This window comes from Pseudomonas sp. G1002 (assembly GCF_013385455.1).
Classification (GTDB): Bacteria; Pseudomonadota; Gammaproteobacteria; order Pseudomonadales; family Pseudomonadaceae; genus Aquipseudomonas.
Genome location: NZ_JACAPY010000051.1, coordinates 35,739 through 58,220 on the forward strand (window position 1 = coordinate 35,739; position 22,482 = coordinate 58,220).

Annotated in this window: 17 protein-coding genes; 11 read left to right on the plus strand and 6 right to left on the minus strand. The window is 60.9% G+C overall.

Annotated elements, in window-relative coordinates:
- Positions 1-2: 2 nt before the first annotated feature.
- Complete coding sequence (locus HX801_RS28790) at positions 3-3,065, minus strand: efflux RND transporter permease subunit (RefSeq protein ID WP_177023205.1); 3,063 nt, start codon at positions 3,063-3,065, stop codon at positions 3-5.
- A gap of 13 nt (positions 3,066-3,078) precedes the next feature.
- Complete coding sequence (locus HX801_RS28795) at positions 3,079-4,206, minus strand: efflux RND transporter periplasmic adaptor subunit (protein ID WP_177023206.1); 1,128 nt, start codon at positions 4,204-4,206, stop codon at positions 3,079-3,081.
- 241 nt (positions 4,207-4,447) lie between these two features.
- Between HX801_RS28795 and HX801_RS28800 the strand changes: the two genes are divergently transcribed.
- Both HX801_RS28800 and HX801_RS28805 read left to right on the plus strand, forming a co-directional pair.
- Positions 4,448-5,053 (plus strand): TetR/AcrR family transcriptional regulator, encoded by a 606-nt coding sequence (locus tag HX801_RS28800; protein ID WP_177023207.1) that lies wholly within the window; start codon positions 4,448-4,450, stop codon positions 5,051-5,053.
- Between the two features lie 206 nt (positions 5,054-5,259).
- Positions 5,260-5,718, plus strand: coding sequence for a transposase (locus tag HX801_RS28805; protein WP_087694459.1), 459 nt, complete (start codon positions 5,260-5,262; stop codon positions 5,716-5,718).
- A 115-nt stretch (positions 5,719-5,833) separates the two neighbouring features.
- Here the strand turns inward: HX801_RS28805 and HX801_RS28810 are convergent, their stop codons facing one another.
- Positions 5,834-6,274: a heme-binding protein gene (locus HX801_RS28810; RefSeq protein WP_003210592.1), complete on the minus strand. Its 441-nt coding sequence runs from the start codon at positions 6,272-6,274 to the stop codon at positions 5,834-5,836.
- Positions 6,275-6,541: 267 nt separating this feature from the next.
- Here HX801_RS28810 and gcl point away from each other — a divergent pair, with 267 nt between their 5' ends.
- The 8 genes from gcl to HX801_RS28850 all read left to right on the plus strand — a co-directional run bounded on the left by gcl (position 6,542) and on the right by HX801_RS28850 (position 16,029).
- On the plus strand, positions 6,542-8,317 hold the full coding sequence (gcl, locus tag HX801_RS28815) for a glyoxylate carboligase (protein ID WP_003210593.1): 1,776 nt from the start codon (positions 6,542-6,544) through the stop codon (positions 8,315-8,317).
- Positions 8,318-8,327: 10 nt separating this feature from the next.
- Positions 8,328-9,110 (plus strand): hydroxypyruvate isomerase, encoded by a 783-nt coding sequence (hyi, locus tag HX801_RS28820; RefSeq protein ID WP_008432625.1) that lies wholly within the window; start codon positions 8,328-8,330, stop codon positions 9,108-9,110.
- Between the two features lie 176 nt (positions 9,111-9,286).
- Positions 9,287-10,177, plus strand: coding sequence for a 2-hydroxy-3-oxopropionate reductase (locus HX801_RS28825; RefSeq protein ID WP_003210595.1), 891 nt, complete (start codon positions 9,287-9,289; stop codon positions 10,175-10,177).
- Between the two features lie 178 nt (positions 10,178-10,355).
- Entirely contained in the window at positions 10,356-11,651 is a 1,296-nt protein-coding gene (locus HX801_RS28830) for a glycerate kinase (RefSeq protein ID WP_003210596.1), read from the plus strand.
- Complete coding sequence (gene pyk, locus HX801_RS28835; protein WP_003210597.1) at positions 11,641-13,056, plus strand: pyruvate kinase; 1,416 nt, start codon at positions 11,641-11,643, stop codon at positions 13,054-13,056. The genes HX801_RS28830 and pyk overlap by 11 nt, the downstream gene beginning before the upstream one ends.
- 129 nt (positions 13,057-13,185) lie before the next feature.
- Positions 13,186-14,061: an urea transporter gene (locus HX801_RS28840; protein WP_177023208.1), complete on the plus strand. Its 876-nt coding sequence runs from the start codon at positions 13,186-13,188 to the stop codon at positions 14,059-14,061.
- Positions 14,062-14,092: 31 nt separating this feature from the next.
- Entirely contained in the window at positions 14,093-14,917 is an 825-nt protein-coding gene (locus tag HX801_RS28845; RefSeq protein WP_177008368.1) for an ion transporter, read from the plus strand.
- 107 nt (positions 14,918-15,024) lie between these two features.
- The gene (locus HX801_RS28850; protein WP_003210600.1) at positions 15,025-16,029 is read left to right on the plus strand and encodes a sulfate ABC transporter substrate-binding protein; all 1,005 of its coding nucleotides are present in this window, start codon (positions 15,025-15,027) and stop codon (positions 16,027-16,029) included.
- Positions 16,030-16,206: 177 nt separating this feature from the next.
- Here the strand turns inward: HX801_RS28850 and HX801_RS28855 are convergent, their stop codons facing one another.
- Entirely contained in the window at positions 16,207-16,821 is a 615-nt protein-coding gene (locus tag HX801_RS28855; RefSeq protein WP_003210601.1) for a DUF5666 domain-containing protein, read from the minus strand.
- A 178-nt stretch (positions 16,822-16,999) separates the two neighbouring features.
- Here HX801_RS28855 and HX801_RS28860 point away from each other — a divergent pair, with 178 nt between their 5' ends.
- Positions 17,000-18,196, plus strand: a complete 1,197-nt coding sequence (locus tag HX801_RS28860) for an MFS transporter (protein WP_032899318.1) — start codon at positions 17,000-17,002, stop codon at positions 18,194-18,196.
- Positions 18,197-18,353: 157 nt separating this feature from the next.
- Here the strand turns inward: HX801_RS28860 and HX801_RS28865 are convergent, their stop codons facing one another.
- Complete coding sequence (locus HX801_RS28865) at positions 18,354-20,393, minus strand: M10 family metallopeptidase C-terminal domain-containing protein (protein WP_177023209.1); 2,040 nt, start codon at positions 20,391-20,393, stop codon at positions 18,354-18,356.
- Between the two features lie 389 nt (positions 20,394-20,782).
- A complete protein-coding gene (locus HX801_RS28870) occupies positions 20,783-22,279 on the minus strand; it encodes a M10 family metallopeptidase C-terminal domain-containing protein (protein WP_177008370.1) in 1,497 nt (498 codons plus the stop codon).
- Between the last annotated feature and the right edge of the window lie 203 nt (positions 22,280-22,482).

A 22,482-nucleotide genomic window follows, 5' to 3' on the forward strand; every position in this document is an offset into this window, starting at 1 on the left:
CATCAGACCGCTTCAGCCGGGCGGCGGCTGAAGCGCTGCCCCAGGCCGTGCATGGCGAGGAAGATCACCGGCGTGGAAAACAGCGTCAGCAACTGACTGAGCAACAACCCGCCGATAATCGCGATGCCCAGCGGGTGACGCAGCTCCGAACCAATCCCCGTACCGAGCGCCAGCGGCACCGCGCCGAACAGCGACGCCATGCTGGTCATCAGGATCGGCCGGAACCGCAACTCTGCCGCCTGGCGGATCGCGGCCGTGGGGCTCAGGCCGCCCTCGCGTAACAACTCCAGGGCAAAGTCGACCATCATGATGCCGTTTTTCATCACGATACCGATCAGCAACACAATGCCGATCAGGCCGATGATGTCGAACTGCGTGCCCGTCACCAGCAGCGCCAGCAAGGCCCCGAGTGCTGCCGAGAGCAGCGTCGAAAGGATCGTCACCGGGTGCACGAAGCTCTCGTACAGAATCCCCAGCATCAGGTACACCACCACAATCGCCGCCACCACCAGGAATACCTGGTTGGACAGCGACTGTTCGAACGTCGCCGCCGCGCCTTCCAGGTTGGCCTGCACCGACAGCGGCAAGCCGACCTTGGCCTCGATGTCCTTGAGCCGCGTGACCGCCGCGCCAAGGGTCTGGCCGGGCGCTAGGTTGAACGAAACGTCGGCATACGGAAACTGGCCCAGCCGGTTGATGGTGACGGGCGCCCGCACCACCTGCAGGGTCGCCATGCTCGACAGCGGCGCCACACCGCCACCGGGAATGTCCACGTACAACCCGGTGAGCAGGTCCGGCAAGTTGCGCGGCGGATGGTCGGTGGCGATCACCACGTGGTACTGGTTGAGCTGGGTGTAGATCGTCGAGACCTGGCGCTGGCCGAAGGCGTCGTACAGCACGTCGTCGATCGCCTGGGGCGTGATACCGAGGCGCGAGGCAGTGCCGCGGTCAAAGGTCAGCTGGATCTGGTTGCCGAACTGCATCGCCTGGCTTTGCACGTCGGTGAACATCGGGTCTTGCTTGATCGCCGCCAGCAGCTTGGTGGTCCACGTTTCCAGCTCGTCCGGATCGGTGGCTTGCAGGCCCAGCCGGTAGCTGGTGGTGGACACCGTGGCGTCGAGGGTCAGGTCCTGTACCGAGTGCAGGTACAGGCGGATCCCGGCGTCGTCGGCGTTGGCATCGGAGAGCCGGCGGATCACCTCGGTGGCACTGTCACGCTCGCCGCGGGGCTTGAGGTTGATCAGCAGGTTGCCCTGGTTGATGGTCGGGTTGGTCTGGTCGATCCCGACGAAGGACGACAGGCTTTGCACCGCCGGGTCCTTGAGGATTCGCGCGGCCAGGCGCTGTTGTTCGGTCTGCATCTGCTGGAATGAAACCGTCGGCGCCGCCTGGGAAATACCCTGGATCAGCCCGGTGTCCTGGTCGGGGAAAAAGCCCTTGGGCATGATCACCAGAATCATCAGGGTCAGCGCGGCGGTGAGCGCTATCGAGATCAGGGTCAAGGTGCGGTGCGCCAACACCCAGTCAAGGCCACGCACGTAGTGGGTGTTGATGCGGTCGAAGAAATCCGCGCGGCGTTCCTGGTGCTTATTCTTGAGCATCCGCGCGCACATCATCGGCGTGAGGGTCAGGGAGATGAACGCCGAGATAACGATGGTCACGGCCACGGTCATGGCGAATTCGCGGAACAGCCGGCCGACTACATCGCCCATGAACAGCAGCGGGATCATCACTGCAATCAGCGCAATCGACAGCGAAATAATCGTGAAGCCGATTTGCTCCGACCCCTTGAGCGCCGCCTCCAGCGGCGAGTCGCCCGCCTCGATATAGCGTGTGATGTTTTCGATCATCACGATGGCGTCGTCCACCACGAATCCGATGGCGATAGTCAGCGCCATCAGTGTCAGGTTGTTCAGGGAGAAGCCCAGCGCATAAGCCACCGCCAGGGTGCCCACCAGCGTCAGCGGCACGGTGACTGCCGGAATAACCGTCGCCGCAACGTCGCGCAGGAAAATGAAAATCACGATCACCACCAGCAGCACCGCCACCGCCAGTTCGTACTGCACATCGGTGACCGAGGCGCGGATGGTTTGCGTGCGGTCGGTCAGCACATCGACCTTCAAGGTACCCGGCAAACTGGCCCGCAGCTTGGGCAGCAATTGCTGCACGCGGTCGACCACCTGGATCACGTTGGCGCCTGGCTGGCGCTGGATGTTCAGCACAATCGACGGCGTGCTGTTGGTCCACGCAGCCTGACGCGGGTTCTCCGGGCCCTGGGTGGAACTGGCGATCTGCGACAGGCGAATCGGCGCGCCATTTTTATAGGCGATCACCAGGTCGCGGTATTCCTCGGCCGATTGCAGCTGGTCGTTGGCACCAATCGAATACGCCTGGAACTTGCCGTCGATATTGCCCTTGGCCTGGTTGACGTTGGCCGTGCCGAGGGAGGTGCGCAGGTCATCAATGGACAGGCCGAGGCTATTGAGCGCCGAGGTATTCGCCTCGACCCGCACCGCCGGGCGCTGACCGCCGCTGATGGTCACCAGGCCGACGCCAGTGATCTGCGAGATCTTCTGCGCCAGCCGTGTATCCGCCAGGTCCTCGACCTTGGTCAGCGGCAACACATCGGAGGTCAGGGACAGGGTCAGCACCGGCGCATCCGCCGGATTGACCTTGCTGTATACCGGTGGGTACGGCAGGTTGGCCGGCAGGAAGGTGCCGGCGGCGTTGATCGCGGCCTGCACTTCCTGCTCTGCCACGTCCAGGGACAGCGACAGGTCGAATTGCAGGGTCACCACCGAAGCGCCGTCGGAGCTGGTGGAGTTCATCGACTTGAGGCCCGGCATCTCGCCGAGCTGGCGCTCCAGCGGCGCGGTGATCGAGGAGCTGACCACGTCCGGGCTGGCGCCGGGGTATTGGGTGAAGACCTGGATGGTCGGGTAGTCGACTTCAGGCAACGCCGACACCGACAACAGGTGATACCCCAACATGCCCAGCAACAGCACCGCGACCATCATCAAGGTGGTGGCGACGGGACGTTCGATAAAGGGCCGCGAAATGTTCATGCTCGGCAGCTCCTCACTGGGCGACGACCTTCACGGCCGAACCGTCATCCAGTTTGTCGGCGCCTTCGGTGATCACCTGCTCGCCTGGCTTGACGCCGTTCTCGAGCACCGCCGACACATCGCCCATCGATGGGCCGGTCTTGATGTTGCGCAGGCTGGCCTTGTCGCCATTCACCACGAACACAAAATCGCCCTTGCTGCCATGCTGGATCGCCCGGGTGGGCACCACGGCAACCTGGGCCAGGGTGTCGGCCTTCAGGCGCGCATTGACGAACTGATTGGGGAACAGCGCACTGCCCGAATCATCGAACTGCGCCTTGACCTTGATGGTGCCGGTGGAGGTGTCTACCTGGTTGTCCAGGGCCAACAGGCTGCCGGTGGCCAGCAGGGCTTTCTTGTTGCGGTCGTAGGCCAGCACCGTCACGGCGCCACGGCCCAGGGCCTGGTTGATAGCGCCCAAGTCGTCCTCGGGGACCGCGAACACCACGGTGGCCGGGTTCATCTGGGTAATCACCACGATGCCGGTGGTGCTGGTGGTGGTGACGTAATTGCCGGGGTCGACCAGGCGCAGGCCCACCACACCGTCGACCGGCGAGGTGATGGTGCAGTAGCCGACCTGCACTTGAAGGTTCTGCACATTGCCCTGGTCGGCGGCCACGGTGCCCAGTTGTTGCTGGACCAACGAGGCCTGAGTGTCGACGGTTTGCTGGCTGGTAGAGCCGGCCTTGACCAGTTCGCGGTAGCGCACCAGATCGCGCTGGGCATTGCTCAACACAGCCTGGTCGTGGGCCAGGGTACCCTTGGCCACGGCCAGCTGGGCCTTGAGAGCACGGTCATCGATCCGCGCAATCACCTGGCCCTTGCTGACGTGCTGGCCTTCCTTGAATTCCACGCTGCTGAGGATGCCATCGACCTGGGTGACCACGGTCACACTGCGGGTGGGGGTGACGGTGCCGAGGGCGTCGATATACACCGGCACGTCCTGCAACACCACCGGCACCACGGCCACCGGTTCGCCGGTGGCGGGAGGCCGGCCTTTGTGCCCGCCTGCAAAGAAGTGCAAACCCAGGGCAATCAACAACGCTACCAGTAACAACGTGCCAACGGCCCAGGCGAACGTACGTCGTCTGCTTTTCTCCACGGGTTTCTCTCTCGAACGCCGAAAACAGGAAGCGGTGGCCAGGCTAAATGGCCGCTCGCTGCCTGAACTCTAGCAGCGCGCTCGAGCTGTGCCTGTACGACCGTGAATGCGTTCAGCATCAAGACAGACAAAGTCAGCTGGGCGCCCCGCCATGCAAGGGCTGCGGCGGGATTCTTGAGCCCTGCGCAAAGCCGGTGCTACCATGCCAGACCGCCTGTCTTGGCAAGGAACCTCCTGGTCTATGAGCACCATTCGCGAGCGCAACAAAGAACTGATCCTGCGGGCTGCCAGTGAGGAGTTTGCCGACAAGGGCTTCGCCGCGACCAAAACCAGCGACATCGCCGCCAAGGCCGGGCTGCCCAAGCCCAACGTCTACTACTACTTCAAGTCCAAGGACAACCTCTATCGCGAGGTGCTCGAAAGCATTATCGAGCCGATCCTGGCGGCCTCCACACCGTTCAATCCTGATGGCGACCCTTCGGCCGTGCTGAGCGGGTACATCCGCTCGAAGATCTGCATCTCCCGGGATTTGCCGTTTGCCTCGAAAGTGTTTGCCAGTGAGATCATGCACGGCGCCCCGCATTTGAGCCCCGAGCAGGTGAAACAGCTGAATGCCCAGGCCAAGCACAACATCGACTGCATCCAGAGCTGGGTGGACCGTGGGCTGATTGCGCCGATTGATCCGCATCACCTGATGTTCAGCATTTGGGCGGCGACGCAGACGTATGCGGATTTTGACTGGCAGATTTCGGCGGTGACCGGGAAGGCGAAGTTGGATGAAGCGGATTATGAGGCGGCGGCGCAGACGATTATTCGGTTGGTGTTGAAGGGGTGTGAGCGGGACTGATAGACCGCGGTGTAGCCATCGCAGGCAAGCCAGCTCCCACACTGGATTTGTGCCGGACACAGAATGTATGAACGACGGAGATCCACTGTGGGAGCGGGCTTGCCCGCGATAGCTATCGCCCAGACACATCCTGCCAAAAGCTGGCCCCCCCCTTAAAATATTCCTGTCTAGCCTTTCAGAACTCACTTCTGCAAAGGGGCAACGGAATGCCTGATCTACCCGCATCATGTCGTCTACGCACAGGCCGCTATAACGAACCCAACCGAATTTATCTTCTGACCAGTAACACACTGCATCGCGAACCAATATTCAGCGACTTCAAGCTAGGCAGACTGGTGGTGCAGCAATTCAGAATTGCGCAAAACCAGCGACTGGCAACCTCACTCGCCTGGGTAGTGATGCCCGATCATTTCCACTGGTTGATTTCGCTGGAAAACGGTTCGCTGGCTGACCTGATGCGCCAAGTCAAATCCAAAAGTACTCGAGTCGTGAATGCCGTTGCCGGGCGAAAAGGGCGTCTTTGGCAACCAGGTTTCCATGATCATGCCGTGCGGCGCGAAGAAAACCTTGAGGGCATAGCTCGGTACATCGTGGCCAATCCCTTGAGGGCGGGGCTGGTGAAAAAATATGGCGACTACCCACTGTGGGATGCGATCTGGCTTTGACTGGAGACCGAGTCGCCGCCATCGCGGGCAAGCCCGCTCCCACATTTTGATTCGTGAATACATTCAACTGTGGGAGCTGGCTTGCCTGCGATGACTATCCATCAGTCACCTCACATCAAGCAGTAACCCCCGCATCCGCCAACAACCCCAACCCCTCGATCGCACTGATCGCACACTGCTCGTCAATATCCGACGTATCCCCGCTGATCCCGATCGCGCCCAGCACCACACCCGCCTGATCCCGGATCAACACCCCGCCCGGCGCCGGCACCACGCTGCCCTGCCCCAGGCTGTTCAACGCGGCAATAAACGCCGGCCGTTGCTGTGCGTCCAGCGCCAGCAAGCGCGAGCCCTTGCCCAGGGCTATCGCACCCCAGGCCTTGCCAATCGCGATCTGCGGGCGCAGCAGGCTCGCGCCATCCTCGCGCTGCAACGTTATCAAATGCCCGCCGCTGTCGAGTACCGCAACGGTCAGCGGTGCCGCCGAAATGGTACGGCCTGCCGCGATGGCGTGGCTGGCCAGGTTGACTGCGACTTTCAAGGTTAAAGCGCTCATGGGTGCCGTCCTTATCTTGTTATGGGAAAGCCGTGGGGCTCTGTCTGATCAGAAGCTCGATCAAACAAATAGAACACAATAGATTTATTTTTTGTATACAATATTTCGAAACATACGCACCACACGTCGAAATATTCCCGTCCATAAGCCTTCCGACGAACGTAAAGGCCACCCAAGAAAATGGATTGACCTGCCCCGCTCGCCGTGAATACACTTCGGACCAACATCACTTGTATACAATTACAAAACGCAAGAGGCACCAAAACCATGAGCAAAATGAGAGCAATCGAAGCCGCTGTCCTGGTGATGCGCCGTGAAGGGGTCGACACCGCCTTCGGTATCCCGGGCGCCGCGATCAACCCGCTGTATTCGGCCTTGCAGAAGGTCGGTGGCATCGATCACGTCCTTGCTCGCCACGTTGAAGGCGCCTCGCACATGGCCGAGGGCTACACCCGCACCAAGGCCGGCAATATCGGCGTGTGCATCGGCACCTCGGGCCCGGCGGGCACCGACATGGTTACCGGCCTGTACAGCGCCTCGGCGGACTCGATCCCGATCCTGTGCATCACCGGCCAGGCGCCACGGGCACGCATGCACAAGGAAGACTTCCAGGCTGTCGACATCACCAGCATCGTCAAGCCGGTGACCAAGTGGGCGACCACCGTCCTGGAACCCGGCCAGGTGCCGTATGCCTTCCAGAAGGCCTTCTATGAAATGCGCTCCGGCCGCCCGGGCCCGGTGCTGATCGACCTGCCATTCGACGTACAAATGGCCGAGATCGAATTCGATATCGACGCCTACCAACCACTGCCCCTGGCCAAGCCTTTGGCGACCCGCATCCAGGTGGAAAAAGCCCTGGCCCTGCTGGACCAGGCCGAGCGCCCATTGCTGGTGAGCGGTGGTGGCGTGATCAACGCCGACGCCAGCGAACTGCTGGTGGAGTTCGCCGAGTTGACCGGCATCCCGGTGATCCCGACCCTGATGGGCTGGGGCACGATCCCGGACGATCACCCGCAGATGGTGGGCATGGTCGGCCTGCAAACGTCCCACCGTTATGGCAACGCCACGATGTTGAAATCGGACGTGGTGCTGGGCATCGGTAACCGCTGGGCCAACCGTCACACCGGTTCGGTGGAGGTGTACACCGAGGGCCGAAAATTCATTCACGTGGACATCGAGCCGACGCAAATCGGCCGCGTGTTCACCCCGGACCTGGGCATCGTTTCCGACGCCGGCTCTGCATTGACCATGTTCATTGAAGTGGCCCGCGAGTGGAAAGCCGCCGGCAAGCTCAAGGACCGCAGCGCCTGGCTCCACGATTGCCAGCAGCGCAAGGCCACCCTGCACCGCAAGACCCACTTCGACAACGTGCCGGTCAAGCCGCAACGGGTGTACGAAGAGATGAACCAGGTGTTCGGCAAAGACACCTGCTACGTCAGCACCATCGGCCTGTCGCAGATTGCCGGCGCGCAGTTCCTGCACGTCTACAAACCACGCCACTGGATCAACTGCGGCCAGGCCGGCCCGCTCGGCTGGACCATTCCGGCGGCACTGGGTGTGGTCAAGGCGGACCCGACCCGCAACGTCGTGGCACTGTCCGGCGACTATGACTTCCAGTTCATGATCGAAGAGCTGGCCGTGGGCGCACAGTTCAAGCTGCCGTACATCCACGTGGTGGTGAACAACTCCTACCTGGGGCTGATCCGCCAGGCCCAGCGCGGGTTTGAAATGGACTACTGCGTGCAGCTGTCCTTCGACAACCTCAACGCACCGGAACTCAACGGTTACGGCGTCGACCACGTGGCCGTCGCCGAAGGCCTGGGTTGCAAGGCCCTGCGGGTGTTCGAGCCGGGCCAGATCCAGCCGGCACTGCGCAAGGCTCAGGAAATGATCGAAGAATTCAAGGTTCCGGTGATCGTTGAGATTATTCTGGAGCGGGTGACCAATATTTCCATGGGCACCGAGATCAACGCCGTCAACGAATTCGAAGATCTGGCACTGGTGGGCAACGACGCGCCGACTGCCATTTCACTGCTCGATTAAGGAGAACCCCATGCCGCGTTTTGCCGCCAACCTGTCCATGCTGTTTACCGAACAGGACTTTCTTGCCCGTTTCAAAGCCGCCGCCGACGCGGGGTTCAGTGGTGTGGAATACCTGTTTCCCTATGAATTCAGCTCAGCTGAAATCAAGGCGCAACTCGATGCCCACGGCCTGACCCAAGTGCTGTTCAACCTGCCGGCCGGTGACTGGGCCAAGGGCGAACGCGGCCTGGCCTGCCACCCGGACCGGGTCGAGGAGTTCCGTGCCGGGGTCAACCTGGCCATCGCCTACGCCCAGGTGCTGGGCAATACCCAGGTCAACTGCCTGGCGGGGATTCGTCCTGCCGGCGTGGATGACGCGACGCTTGAAAAAACCTTCGTCGCCAACCTCAAGTACGCCGCCGACAAGTTGCAGGCGGTGGGCATCCGGCTTGTGATGGAGATGATCAACACCCGCGACATCCCGGGTTTCTACCTGAACAACACGGCGCAGGCCCTGTCGATTCGCGAGCAGGTGGGCAGTGCCAACCTGTTCCTGCAATACGACATCTATCACATGCAAATCATGGAAGGCGACCTGGCCCGCACCATGGCTGCGCACCTGGGTGAGATCAACCACATCCAGCTGGCGGACAACCCGGGGCGCAACGAGCCGGGGACCGGTGAGATCAACTACCGCTTCCTGTTCGAACATTTGGACCGCATCGGTTATCAGGGTTGGGTCGGCTGTGAGTACAAACCGTTGACCACCACCGAGGCGGGTTTGGGTTGGCTCAAAAGCCACAACGCGATCTAACTGAACAAACACAGCACCCAATGTGGGAGCGGGCTTGCTCGCGAAAGCGGTGGATCAGTCGACATCAATGCTGAATGTCGGCCCCCATTCGCGAGCAAGCCCGCTCCCACAGTGGATCTCCTGTGTTTAGCAGGCCGCGCCAGGCCTGCACACCTAACAATAAGAGGATTTTCGTCATGGCTAAAATCGGATTTATCGGCACCGGCATCATGGGCCAACCCATGGCTGCCAACCTGCAAAAGGCCGGTCACCAACTGTTTCTTTCCGAGCATCACGGCAAGGCGCCGGCTGAACTGATCAGCGCTGGTGCGGTGGCCCTGGCCAACCCGCAGCAAGTGGCCCAGGAAGCCGAATTCATCATCGTCATGGTGCCCGACACCCCGCAGGTCGACGATGTGCTGTTCCGCGCCGACGGCGTCGCCGCAGGCCTTGGGCCGAACAAAGTGGTGATCGACATGAGTTCGATCTCGCCCACCGCCACCAAGGCCTTCGCCGCGAAGATCAACGAGACCGGCGCACGTTACCTCGACGCCCCGGTGTCCGGTGGTGAAGTCGGTGCCAAGGCCGGCACCCTGAGCATCATGATCGGCGGCGACCCGCACACCTTCGAACGCGCCCTGCCGCTGTTCCAGGCCATGGGCAAGAACATCACCCTGGTGGGCGGCAATGGCGATGGCCAGACCGCCAAGGTGGCCAACCAGATCATCGTTGCGTTGAACATCCAGGCGGTGGCGGAAGCGCTGCTGTTCGCCTCGAAGAACGGCGCCGACCCGGCCAAGGTGCGTGAAGCACTGATGGGGGGGTTTGCCTCGTCGAAAATCCTCGAAGTGCATGGCGAGCGCATGATCAAGGGCACCTTCGATCCGGGCTTCCGCATCAACCTGCACCAGAAGGATCTGAACCTGGCCCTGGCCGGTGCCAAGGAGCTGGGGATCAACCTGCCGAACACCGCCGGCACGCAGCAGGTGTTCAGCACTTGCACCGCCATCGGTGGCGGCAACTGGGACCACTCGGCGCTGATCAAGGGCCTGGAACATATGGCGAATTTTTCGATTCGCGATAAATAACGCCCGTTGAAATGCGATCGAATGTGGGAGCGGGCTTGCTCGCGAAAGCGGTGTATCAGTCAGCATGGATGTCGAATGGTAGACCGCTTTCGCGAGCAAGCCCGCTCCCACATTTTTGACCGCATTTCACATCGAATTTGATGCACCCCTAATAACAAGAATCCCCGGGAGCCCGCTTATGTCGGTCGATCCGCAACACCTGCTTCGCGAGCTGTTTGCCACAGCCATCGACGCCGCCCACCCCCGGCAAGTCCTCGAACCCTATCTGCCCGCCGACCGCAGCGGCCGGGTCATCGTGATCGGTGCCGGCAAAGCCGCCGCCGCCATGGCGCTGGTGGTGGAAAACTGCTGGCAAGGCGAAGTCTCGGGCCTGGTGGTCACCCGCTACGGCCACGGCGCACCCTGCAAGAAAATCGAGGTCGTCGAAGCCGCGCACCCGGTGCCGGATGCCGCAGGCCAGGCCGTGGCCAAGCGTGTGCTGGAGCTGATCAGCAACCTGGGCGAAGACGACCGCGTGATCTTCCTGCTCTCCGGCGGCGGCTCTGCACTGCTTGCCCTTCCGGCCGCCGGCATCACCCTGGCGGACAAGCAAGCGATCAACAAGGCCCTGCTCAAATCCGGCGCCACCATTGGCGAGATGAACTGCGTGCGCAAGCACCTCTCGGCGATCAAGGGCGGGCGCCTGGCCAAGGCAAGCTGGCCTGCCACCGTCTACACCTACGCGATTTCCGATGTACCGGGCGACCAGGCCACGGTCATCGCTTCCGGCCCCACTGTTGGCGACCCCAGTACCTCGCAACAGGCGCTGGCGATTCTCAAGCGCTACCAGATTGAAATCCCGGCGTCGGTGCGCACCTGGCTGCAAAGCCCGGAGTCGGAAACTGTCAAGCCCGGGGACCCGGTGCTGGCCCGCAGCCATTTCCAACTGATCGCCCGCCCGCAGCAATCCCTGGAAGCGGTGGCGGTGAAAGTCCGCCAGGCCGGTTTCAGCCCGCTGATCCTCGGCGACCTGGAAGGCGAAGCGCGGGACGTGGCCAAGGTGCACGCCGGTATCGCCCGGCAAATCATCCAGCACGGCCAACCCCTGGCGGCGCCTTGCGTGATCCTCTCCGGCGGCGAAACCACCGTCACCGTACGCGGCAATGGCCGTGGCGGACGCAACGCCGAATTCCTGCTGAGCCTCACCGACAGCCTCAAGGGCCTGCCCGGCGTCTACGCCCTGGCGGGTGACACCGACGGCATCGACGGCTCGGAAGACAACGCCGGCGCGATCATGACGCCCACCAGCTACGCCCGCGCCGAAGCCCTGGGCTTGAGCGCCAGTGACGAGCTGGACAACAACAATGGCTACGGCTACTTCGCGGCCCTCGACGGCTTGATCATCACCGAGCCGACCCGCACCAACGTCAACGATTTCCGCGCCATTCTGATTCTTGAAAGTCCTGAAAGAGAGTCCCCTGAACATGACGCCTGACAAGAAGGTCAAGATCCTCGCCACGCTGGGCCCGGCCACCGACAGCATCGACGACATTCGCGAGCTGGTGGAAGCCGGGGTGAATATCTTTCGCCTGAACTTCAGCCATGGCGATCATGCCGACCACGCCCAACGCTACCAGTGGATTCGCCAGGTGGAGCGCCAGCTCAATTATCCCCTCGGCATCCTGATGGACCTGCAAGGGCCGAAGCTGCGGGTGGGGCGTTTTGCCGAAGGAAAAGTGCAACTGATTCGCGGCCAGGCCCTGCGCCTGGACCTGGACCCGACACCCGGTGACCAGCGGCGGGTCAACCTGCCCCACCCGGAAATCATCGCGGCCCTGCAGCCCGGCATGGACCTGCTGCTGGACGACGGCAAGCTGCGCCTGCGGGTGATCACCAAGCACGCCGATGCCATCGACACCACCGTGCTCAATGGCGGCGAACTGTCGGACCGTAAAGGCGTGAACGTACCCCAGGCATTGCTGGAGCTCAGCCCGCTGACCGCCAAGGACCGCCGCGACCTGAGCTTCGGCCTGGAGCTGGGAGTGGACTGGGTGGCGCTGTCGTTTGTGCAACGCCCGGAAGACATCCGTGAAGCCCGCGAGTTGATCGGCGACAAGGCGTTCCTGATGGCCAAGATCGAGAAGCCCTCGGCGGTGCAGCGCCTGCAGGAAATCGCCGAGCTGAGCGACGCGATCATGGTCGCCAGAGGGGACCTGGGGGTGGAAGTGCCGGCGGAAAGCGTGCCGCAAATCCAGAAGGACATCATTGGTGTGTGCCGCCAGTTGGGTAAACCGGTGGTGGTGGCCACGCAGATGCTTGAATCCATGCGCTTCTCCCCGGCGCCGACCCGTGCCGAGGTCACCGACGTGGCCAACGCAGTGGCGGAAGGGGCGGACGCGGTGATGCTGTCGGCGGAAACCGCTTCCGGTGAATACCCGTTGGAGGCCGTGCTGATGATGAGCAAGATCATTCGCCAGGTGGAAAATGGCCCGGATTACCAGACCCAGCTGGACGTCAGCCGGCCCAAGGCGGATGCCACGGTGTCGGACGCCATCAGCTGTGCGATCCGCCGTATCAGCAGCATCCTACCGGTGGCAGTGCTGGTGAACTACAGCGAGTCGGGCAGTTCCACCTTGCGGGCGGCGCGGGAACGGCCGGCGGTGCCGATTCTGAACCTGACACCGAACCTGTCGACGGCGCGACGCTTGAGCGTGGCGTGGGGCGTGCATTCGGTGGTGAACGATCGGCTGCGGCAGGTGGATGAGGTGTGTTCCACGGCGTTGGAGATTGCCCAGGCACAGGGTATGGCGGAGCGTGGGGATACGTTGGTGATTACCGCGGGGGTGCCGTTCGGGCAGCCGGGGTCGACCAACTCGTTGCGGATCGAGACATTGATCTAATCCCCTGTGGCGAGGGAGCTTGCTCCCGCTGGACTGCGCAGCAGGCCCATCTTTTGGGGCCGCTGCGCGCCCCAGCGGGAGCAAGCTCCCTCGCCACAAGATTCGGCGCTTTCCTGCAGATTATTGATCATGCCCAACCAACCCTGCCCCGACTGGGCCGAAGCCCTGCTCAACGGCTTCAGCCAGATATTCCTGCAGCGCTACCCGCTGTGTGGCCTGCTCTGCCTGCTGGCGATCCTGGTCGGCGCCCCGGCCCTGCTCGGCGGCGCGCTGCTGGGCGGTGTCGCCGGCTTGCTGACCGCCCAACGCCGCGGCTATCCCAAGGCCGAACGCCAGGCCGGTCTCTATAGCTACAACGGCGTGCTGCTCGGCTTGCTGATCAGCCAGCACTTCAGCTGGTCGGCACTGCTGCCGCCGTTGATTCTCGCCTGCGGTGGCCTCAGCGCAATCCTCACTCGCCAGTGGCTCAAACGCGCCGCCAACCCCGATGACCTGCCCGCCTACACCGCACCGTTTGTGGTACTCGGCTGGCTGCTGCTGGGCACCACCGCGCCCGCCGCATTTGCCGCCAGCGAACCCGGCACCTGGGCGCTAATCTGCGCGCCGTTCACAGGTCTGGCCCAAGTCATCCTGATGGACCAACCCCTCGCCGGCCTGCTGATCGCCCTCGGCCTTTTAATAGCCAGCCGCCGCGCGGCCTTGTGGGCGCTGACCGGCGCGAGCCTCGGCGTGTTGATCGCCCTGTTGATGGACGAGCCCGCCAGCGCCCTGCTCGGCCTGCACAGCTATAACCCGGCGCTGGCCGCCCTGGCCCTCAGCCAGTATCGTCGCCAACCCTGGCTGCCGCTGATCGGCATCCTGCTGGCGATCATCCTCACGCCCGGCTTCACCGGCCTGAACCTGCCCGCGCTGACCGCGCCGTTTATCCTCGCCACCTGGCTGGTGCGCGCCAGTCAGCGGGTGATGCAGAAAACCCGCATGGACAGCCCCTTCGAATCCCCCTAGGCTTCGCTGATCTTCGATTCAGGCGACTTCCATGGACAGCAACAAGCACTGGCGTGAGCGTCTCTACGTCATGGTTTTCCAAAGTGACACCCCGGCCGGCCGACGCTTCGACAGCACCCTGTTGCTGATCATCCTGGCCAGCCTGGTGATCGTGATCCTCGACAGCATCCAGGAGGTCCACGACAACTACGCCAACGTGCTGGCCTATATCGAGTGGGGCTTCACCATCATCTTCGCCATCGAGTACGGCCTGCGGCTGTACTGCTCGCCCAAGCCGTTGCGCTATGCCTTCAGCTTTTATGGGCTGGTGGATTTGCTGGCGATCGTGCCCGGGATCCTCGCGCTGTACTACAGCGACGCGCAGTACCTGCTGATTATCCGAATCATCCGGATGCTGCGGATTTTCCGCGTGCTCAAGCTCGGCCCGTACCTCAAGCAGGCCAACTACCTGATGTCGGCGCTGCGGGGCAGCAAGCAGAAGATCGTGGTGTTTCTGGTCAGCGTCTGCACCCTGGTCACGGTGTTCGGCACCTTGATGTACGTGATCGAAGGCCCGGAACACGGCTTTACCAGCATTCCCAAGGGCATCTATTGGGCGATCGTCACCCTGACCACCGTGGGCTTTGGCGATATCGTGCCGAAGACCCCGCTGGGCCAGGTGATTTCGTCGCTGGTGATGATCACCGGTTATTCGATCATCGCGGTGCCCACCGGGATCTTCACCGCCGAACTGGCCAACGCCATGCGAGGTGAGCAATTGCAAACGGATTGCCCGGTGTGCAAGAAAAACAGCCATGAGCCCAATGCAGCGTTTTGCTCACGGTGTGGCAGCGCGCTTTTCAAGAAACTGGAATAAGCAAAGTTCTTTTTAATCTTTAAGCGACTATGCGCCCCCCCGTTATAGTCGCTGGCATATTGCCCCCATGCGTTTCAAAAACCTTCTCGAACAACAAGGAATGAGCAGTGAAAAAACTCGTTAGTGCCTCTCTCCTGGCCGCCGGCCTCGCACTGGCTGGCGTCGTCCAGGCCGCCCCGGTCACCCTGCTCAACGTCTCCTATGACGTGATGCGTGACTTCTACAAGGACTACAACGCCGCCTTCCAGAAGCACTGGGCCGCCGAGCATCCAAACGACAAGCTGACCCTGCAGATGTCCTTCGGTGGTTCGAGCAAACAAGCGCGCTCGGTGATCGACGGCCTGCCGGCTGACGTGATCACCATGAACATGGCCACCGACATCAACGCCCTGGCGGACAACGGCAAACTGGTGCCGGACAACTGGGTTACCCGCCTGCCGAACAACAGTGCGCCGTTCACTTCGGCCACGGTGTTCATCGTGCGCAAAGGCAACCCGAAAGCCCTGAAAGACTGGCCGGACCTGCTCAAGGATGGCGTGCAAGTCATCGTGCCGAACCCGAAGACCTCCGGTAACGGCCGTTACACCTACCTCTCGGCCTGGGGTTATGTGCTGAAAAACGGTGGCGACGAAGAGAAGGCCAAGAAGTTCGTGGGTGACCTGTTCAAGCACGCGCCCGTGCTGGACACCGGTGGCCGTGCCGCTACCACCACGTTCATGACCAACCAGATCGGCGACGTGCTGGTGACCTTTGAGAACGAAGCAGAAATGATCGCCCGTGAATTCGGCCGTGATCAGTTCGAAGTGATCTACCCGAGCGTTTCCGCAGAAGCTGAGCCGCCAGTGTCGATCGTCGACAAAGTGGTCGAGAAAAAAGGCACCAAAGTGGCTGCCGAGGAATACCTGAAGTACCTGTGGTCGCCGGAAGGCCAGGAAATTGCCGCCAACAACTACCTGCGTCCACGTGACCCGAAAGTGCTGGCCAAGTACACCGACCGTTTCCCGAAAGTCGACTTCCTATCGGTAGAGAAGACCTTTGGCGACTGGCGCACCGTGCAGAAGACCCACTTCAATGATGGCGGGGTTTTTGACCAGATCTACTCCGGGCAGTAATCCGCACCCTGATCGCTGATCGTTCCCACGCGCTGATCGTTCCCACGCTCCGCGTGGGAATGCATCATAGGACGCTCCGCGTCCAGGTCGCGCCGCAAGACCTGGACCGTGCTGGGGACGCAGAGCGTCACTGGATGTATTCCCACGCGGAGCGTGGGAACGATCTATCTACAGCCGTTACATCGGCGGTGTCACGCCATCCTTACCCGCGGAAATCGCCTGGGCCGTCACGCTCCCGTCCGCGCCCTTCGCCGCAAACATCACCACCTTCACCCCAGGCTTCAGCAAGCTGCGATCACCCGGCTCCAGGTTGACGATCGGCACATCATCCGGCACCACGATCTTCTGCTCGCCGCCCTTGTACTTGACGGTCAACGTGCGGCCATCGCTCACCACCAGGTCACCCACGGTGCCGTTGGTCATGCTGCTGCCTTCCTTCAGGTCGAACGCACGGTGCCCATCGCCTGTACCGGCCATCGCCGGTGGGAATACATGCACTTCCAGCGCCGTCAGGGTGCCATCCGCGTTGGGCATGGCCGCCGAACCGATGTAACTGCCGGGCTTGATGTCTTCGATTTTTGCCAGGGTGACCGCACGCACCTGCGTGTCCTTGGTCAGGTGCACGGTGACGTCTTCACCGCTGTTGACCTTGACGTGCATCGCGTCGCCGTCCATCGCGGTAATCGCACCCCGCACGCCGACACGCGGGGCATCTGCGGCCTGGGCAACGCCCACGGTCATCAGCGCGGCCAGGCTGGAGGCCAGGAGCATCTTGTTGAATGTCGTCTTCATGGCAGTCGATTTCCTGTTTATGCAGTTGTGACTGAATGTATCATCGACCTTCAGCGCGAAAGTTAACGTTTCAGTCATTAATTCCCGGCATGAGTGTTATCACCACAGACAGGCTACTCGCGCCCGGGGCCAGTCTTTATCCTCGCTCGCCACAATCCTTCGCTTTTATGAGAACGCCATGAACGCCACGCCCCCCGCTACAAGCACGATGACCCGAGGCATGGTGATGCTGTTTGCGTTCTGTTGCGGCGCCATCGTCGCCAACATCTACTACGCGCAACCGATCATCGAGCTGATCGCCCCGGACATCGGCCTCACGCCGGCCATGGCCAGCCTGATCGTGTCCCTGACCCAGATCGGCTATGCCCTGGGCCTGTTCTTCCTGGTGCCGTTGGGCGACCTGCTGGAAAACCGCCGGCTGATGATTATCACCACCGTGGTGGCCATCGCCAGCCTGCTGGGTGCGGCGTTCACCGAACAGCCGAACCTGTTCCTGCTGGTGTCGCTGCTGATCGGCTTCAGCTCGGTGTCGGTACAGATCCTGATTCCGCTGGCGGCGCACCTGGCGCCGGCTGAATCCCGTGGCCGGGTGGTCGGCAGCATCATGGGCGGCTTGCTGCTGGGTATCCTGCTGGCGCGACCGGTGTCCAGCGTGGTGGCCGACCACTTCGGCTGGCGCGCCATGTTCATGGCCGCTGCGGCACTGATGGCGTTTATCAGCGTGGTGCTGATGCTGACCATCCCCAAGCGCCAACCGGATCACGCGGCCAGCTATGGCCAGCTGCTCGCCTCGCTGGGCACCTTGCTGCGCCGCCAGCCGGTGCTGCGCCAGCGCGCGTTTTACCAGGGCTGCATGTTCGCCACCTTCAGCCTGTTCTGGACCGCCGCCCCGCTGGAACTGTCCCGCAACCACGGCCTGAGCCAAAGCCAGATCGCCCTGTTTGCCCTGGTCGGCGCCCTGGGCGCCATCGCTGCACCCATCGCCGGGCGCCTGGCGGATGCCGGCCACACCCACCGCGCTTCGCTGCTGGCGATGCTGTTTGCCGCACTGAGCTTCCTGCCGGCCTTCGTGCACCCGCTGTACAGCGTGATCGGCCTGGCGGTGACCGGCGTGGTCCTGGACTTCTGCGTGCAGATGAACATGGTCCTTGGCCAACGCGCCATCTACGCCCTCGACGCCAACAGCCGTAGCCGACTGAACGCGCTGTACATGACCAGCATCTTCATCGGCGGCGCCTTCGGCTCGGCGATTGCCAGCAGCGTGTACGAACACGGCGGCTGGTTGGGGGTGATGCTGGTGGGCAGCGCATTCCCGCTGGTGGCGTTGTTGCGCTTCTTGAGCGCCTCGCGGCAAGGGGCGGTGGCGACTGCCTGACCCACCTTACAACCGCATCAACGGCTCCAACGCCGCATCCGCCAGAAATGACGAGTGACGAGGTCAAGGGCTTGCTGACTGATTGGGAATTACCGCCCAAGGATTTATGGGCGGTATCCCCTCCAGGAGGATGGCGAGCGCCCTGGCGCGTTGCTTTTCAGCGCAGGTGAGTAGACAGACCGATCACGTCCTCTGGCCGGATCAAGCGTGTGCTTTTAAGCAGGAAGTTTGTCTGACGCCGTCCCAGTAAGTCGATGCCCACAAAGTAACGCCCGCTCTGCTGGTTGTATTTGACGACGGTATCTCCAATACGGCCCGTGTAGCTATCCACCAGCCGCAAGGGCGTTCCGACTTCTGTCATTAAACCCGTCAGATCAATTGTGTCTTGGCCACTGGTGAAATCCATGATCAGGTCAGCGTCGTCATAGGCCGAGTCGCTGGCCTTCTCATACCTGAACGTGTTTCTACCGCCCACACCCCAGAGCGTATCTCCACCTGCCCCGCCGGTGAGAACGTTATCCACCGTATTGCCTATGAGCGTGTCACGGCCTGAGCCGCCAATCGCATTCTCCACGGTGACACCTTTGGCTATACCAACGTTATTGCGCAAGCCGCCTACGCTGGAGGCTGCGCCCTCGCGCAAGTCGATGGTCTGGTTCTGCCGGAAGCCCGAAAAGTCCAGGGTGTCATCGCCACCTTTGTCCCTCACCAGGAACCTGGGAGCGCCACTCTGGGAATGCAGGCTAAGGAAGGGATCACCGGTGTTGGAGTTGAAGCCATAGACAGTATCGTGCGGAGCAGGAAAAGGGTCCGGATTCGGGTCCGGTTGAGGTTCTGGCTTGGGCTCTGGTTGGGGCTCCGGCTTGGAAACTCCAGGTTCGTATGCCCCGCCAGTGACTATGTCACTGGCCTGAATGCCACCCACGCTCTTAATCAGAAAATCCGCTTTGCCCCTGCCAGTGGTGTCAAGACCCAGACTACCGTTTCCGCTGCGCGGGTCATGGCTCAGGACAATCTCGCCAGCACGCCCCGTAAACCGCTCAACAATGTTGAAATGCTTGATTGAGGTATTTTTCAATAAGCCCGAAAGGTCGATCTTGTCTGTGCCGCTGGTGAAATCCAGGATTTCGTCAGGCCTGGTGAGTGTCGAGTCACTCGCTCTATCGTAAGCAAACACGTCCGCGCCTGCGCCGCCTGTCAACCTGTCTGAACCCGCTCCACCCTTGAGCCGGTTGCCGGCCTCATTCCCTATGAGCTCATCGTCACCTGAGCCACCTGTGGCATTTTCAATGACAACGCCCTTGGCGATAGACACATTACCCTTCAAGCCACCCACATTGGAAAACGACTCCGCATTCAGGTTGATCTTCTGGTTCTGGGAAAATAGCGAAAAGTTCAGCGTGTCATTCCCGCCCCCGTCCCATACCGAAAATATCGGGGCGTCCTTCGAGGACTCAAGGCTGAAGTGGTCACGGTCAGTATTGGATTCAAAGCCATAAGTAGTATCGGTATTCCGAATACTGAGATTGGCCCCGTAGAGTTTCTGTACGGCAGCAATATCATCTTTCATTGGCGTTGAAGGTTCGCGCGATTTGAAGTCATGGCCCGTATGATTGGTTTCTCGCCAGTAACTCATCACGCTGTGGGCTCTGGTGTCCTGCGTGTATAGGGCATCTGCATAAGAGTGCACACTTTCACCATAGTCCCCAGGGTGGCCAAGCCCCAGGGCATGTCCCAACTCATGTATGGCCGTTGATAAAAAAACATCGCCATGCCGTGGGGCATCAGAAGCGCCTTTCGTTCCAACCGTAGTGCTCATATCACCGTACCAGCGATTAGGCAGCCCCGACACCCCGCCATTGTCATCGGGATTGGCCTTGATGGTTATTGAACCATCCGGACCTGGCGCCCCCTCCTTGAAGACAATATTTGTCACGTCCTGCCAAGACGTCAGGGCTTTGCGCAAGGACGCTTTCTGTTGCACAGAGAATTGATCGTCAAGGGTGAAGGAAAGCTCGATTTTGTTATCGCCATTACGATCGTAATGCCTCGAACCCTCTCGCAGGATCTGCTTTGCAGCATCATCCGTGGTGAAGGTTTTTTTTGAGGTTGCGCCATCACTGGTAGTGGCCGCATTCAACGTAGATAGCTCATGACTTGATACAGGCGGACTAACAAAAGAAGCAGTGACTCTCATACAAACAACATCCTTTTAGTTGAGACTTTGATTCATCAGGAAACAGACTTTCAATGCGACTGTTTCACTTAACAGCCGCCTTAAAATCTCACATGAAAAAACCGAATGTCACCCCTATGAACGTTTCAATTTAAATACCCAAACAGCCAGAAACACATCGCCAATTTTTCAAGCGCACTATATTTATATTCAGAAGTTTCAGATCAGGCCAGCTCTGCATTCAATATGCGATACGAAGAAAACCGGAGACATATAAACCTACAATTACCCATCGCCCTAACCAGGGCATGAAAACAATCTGCTACACATCCGGCTGCTGCACCACGTGGTGCTGATGGCTGAGAGCCAGGCACTGGAAACAGGGCCAGACTCTGCCTTCACTCTGGCGGTTACCCAGGGGCGCCCGGCTGTTGAAGCAGACCTTTCAATAGCTGCAGCAACGTCGACAATGTCTTGGCGATCATCTCGTTCAACACTGCAAGCGTGGTCGTTTTCGAATCAGGCGCAGGGGGCGGCGCCGGGGACGGCACTACATTTGGCATGGGTAATGGCACCGGCTTGAACCCAGGCGTCGCCCCCGCCCACTGCACATCCGTCGACTTGATCTGGCCAACACTGTTGATCAACAACTCGGCTTTGCCACTGCCGTTCAGGTCAACTTCAAGGCTTGACCGGCCCGTGGCGGCGTCGTACTTGAGCAAGGCCTCGCCAGCGCGCCCCGTGAATCGGTCCGTGAACACCAGGGTGCCCACCCCGGCTTCTTTCAATGCGCCCGACAGGTCGATCTTATCGGTACCGCTGGTAAAGTCCTCGATCAAGTCAGGATCCTGGGGCGTGGAATCACTGGCCTTGTCGTAGATAAACATGTCCGCTCCGCCGCCACCGCGCAACGTATCAGCCCCTGCTCCACCTTTGAGTCGATTGCCCGCCTCGTTACCGATCAGGGTGTCGCGACCGGCCCCACCTGTTGCGTTTTCAATTGTGCACCCCTTGGCAATCGAGACATTGCCCTTCAAGCCGCCCACGTCAGAGAACGACTCGGCATTGAGGTTGATCTTCTGGTTCTGTGAGAACCCTGAAAAGTCCAACGTATCGTCACCGCCGCCGTCCCATACGCAAAAAACGGGTTTGTCCGTGGCGCTCTTGAGCGTCATCGCCTCCCGCTCGGTGTTGGAGTTGAAACCATACGTGGTGTCGGTATTGCGGGTTTGGTGATTGGCCCCATACAACCGCTGCGCTGCCGCGATGTCGTCCATCATTGGAGCGGATGGATTCGAAGACTGAAAGTCGTGGCCGGCCTGGTTTTTCTCCGACCAGTAGCTCATGACGCTGCGCGCCTTGGTATCCCCGGCATAGACCGCGCCACTGTTGTAGGTAGAGCCGCCACCATTGTAGTTGCCTGGATGCTGCAGGCCGATGGCGTGCCCGATTTCATGTACCGCGGTCACCGAAAAGTGGCTGCCCAGGCCAGGTCTGCTCCCTGCTTTCAGCGTGCCTATCGTCGCGGTCGTGCTGGTGTTGGAGCGTGTAGGTGATGTGGCAACACCACGGTCACCGCGAGGGTTGTTTTTAATGTTTACCGTGCCGTCTGCCCCATCTGCCTGCTCCTTGAGGTTAATGTTGGCAACATCCTGCCAGGACTGCACCGCTTGACGAACGCGTTGTTGCTGCTGCGCGGTGAAACTGGGGTCGACGGTGTAGGACAGATCAACTTTCTTGTCGCCGTTACGATCGTGAAACCGCAGGTTGTCCCGCGAGATCTGCTTGCCGGCCTGATCCGTGGTGTAGGTCGGCTTGGCTTTCGCGCCGAAGCCAGTCGGACCGGGGTCAGACTCCGGCAAGTTTTGAAGCATGGGCCTGATGGAGATCGCGTCAAAAACGTTCATGAGAAAGAGCACTCTTTATTAATTAATAGACGAGCCGGAACAATCGGCATCAGCCATTAAGCTCCCATGCATGGAAAGCACGGGACAGCGCTTATTTAGTTCTCATCGAAACACTTAAAAGCGATGAAACACCCGCTAAGAAACTCAATAAATTACTTGCAATTTCAACAACTGAACACACACCAGCCGTTGCGGCAGCGCCT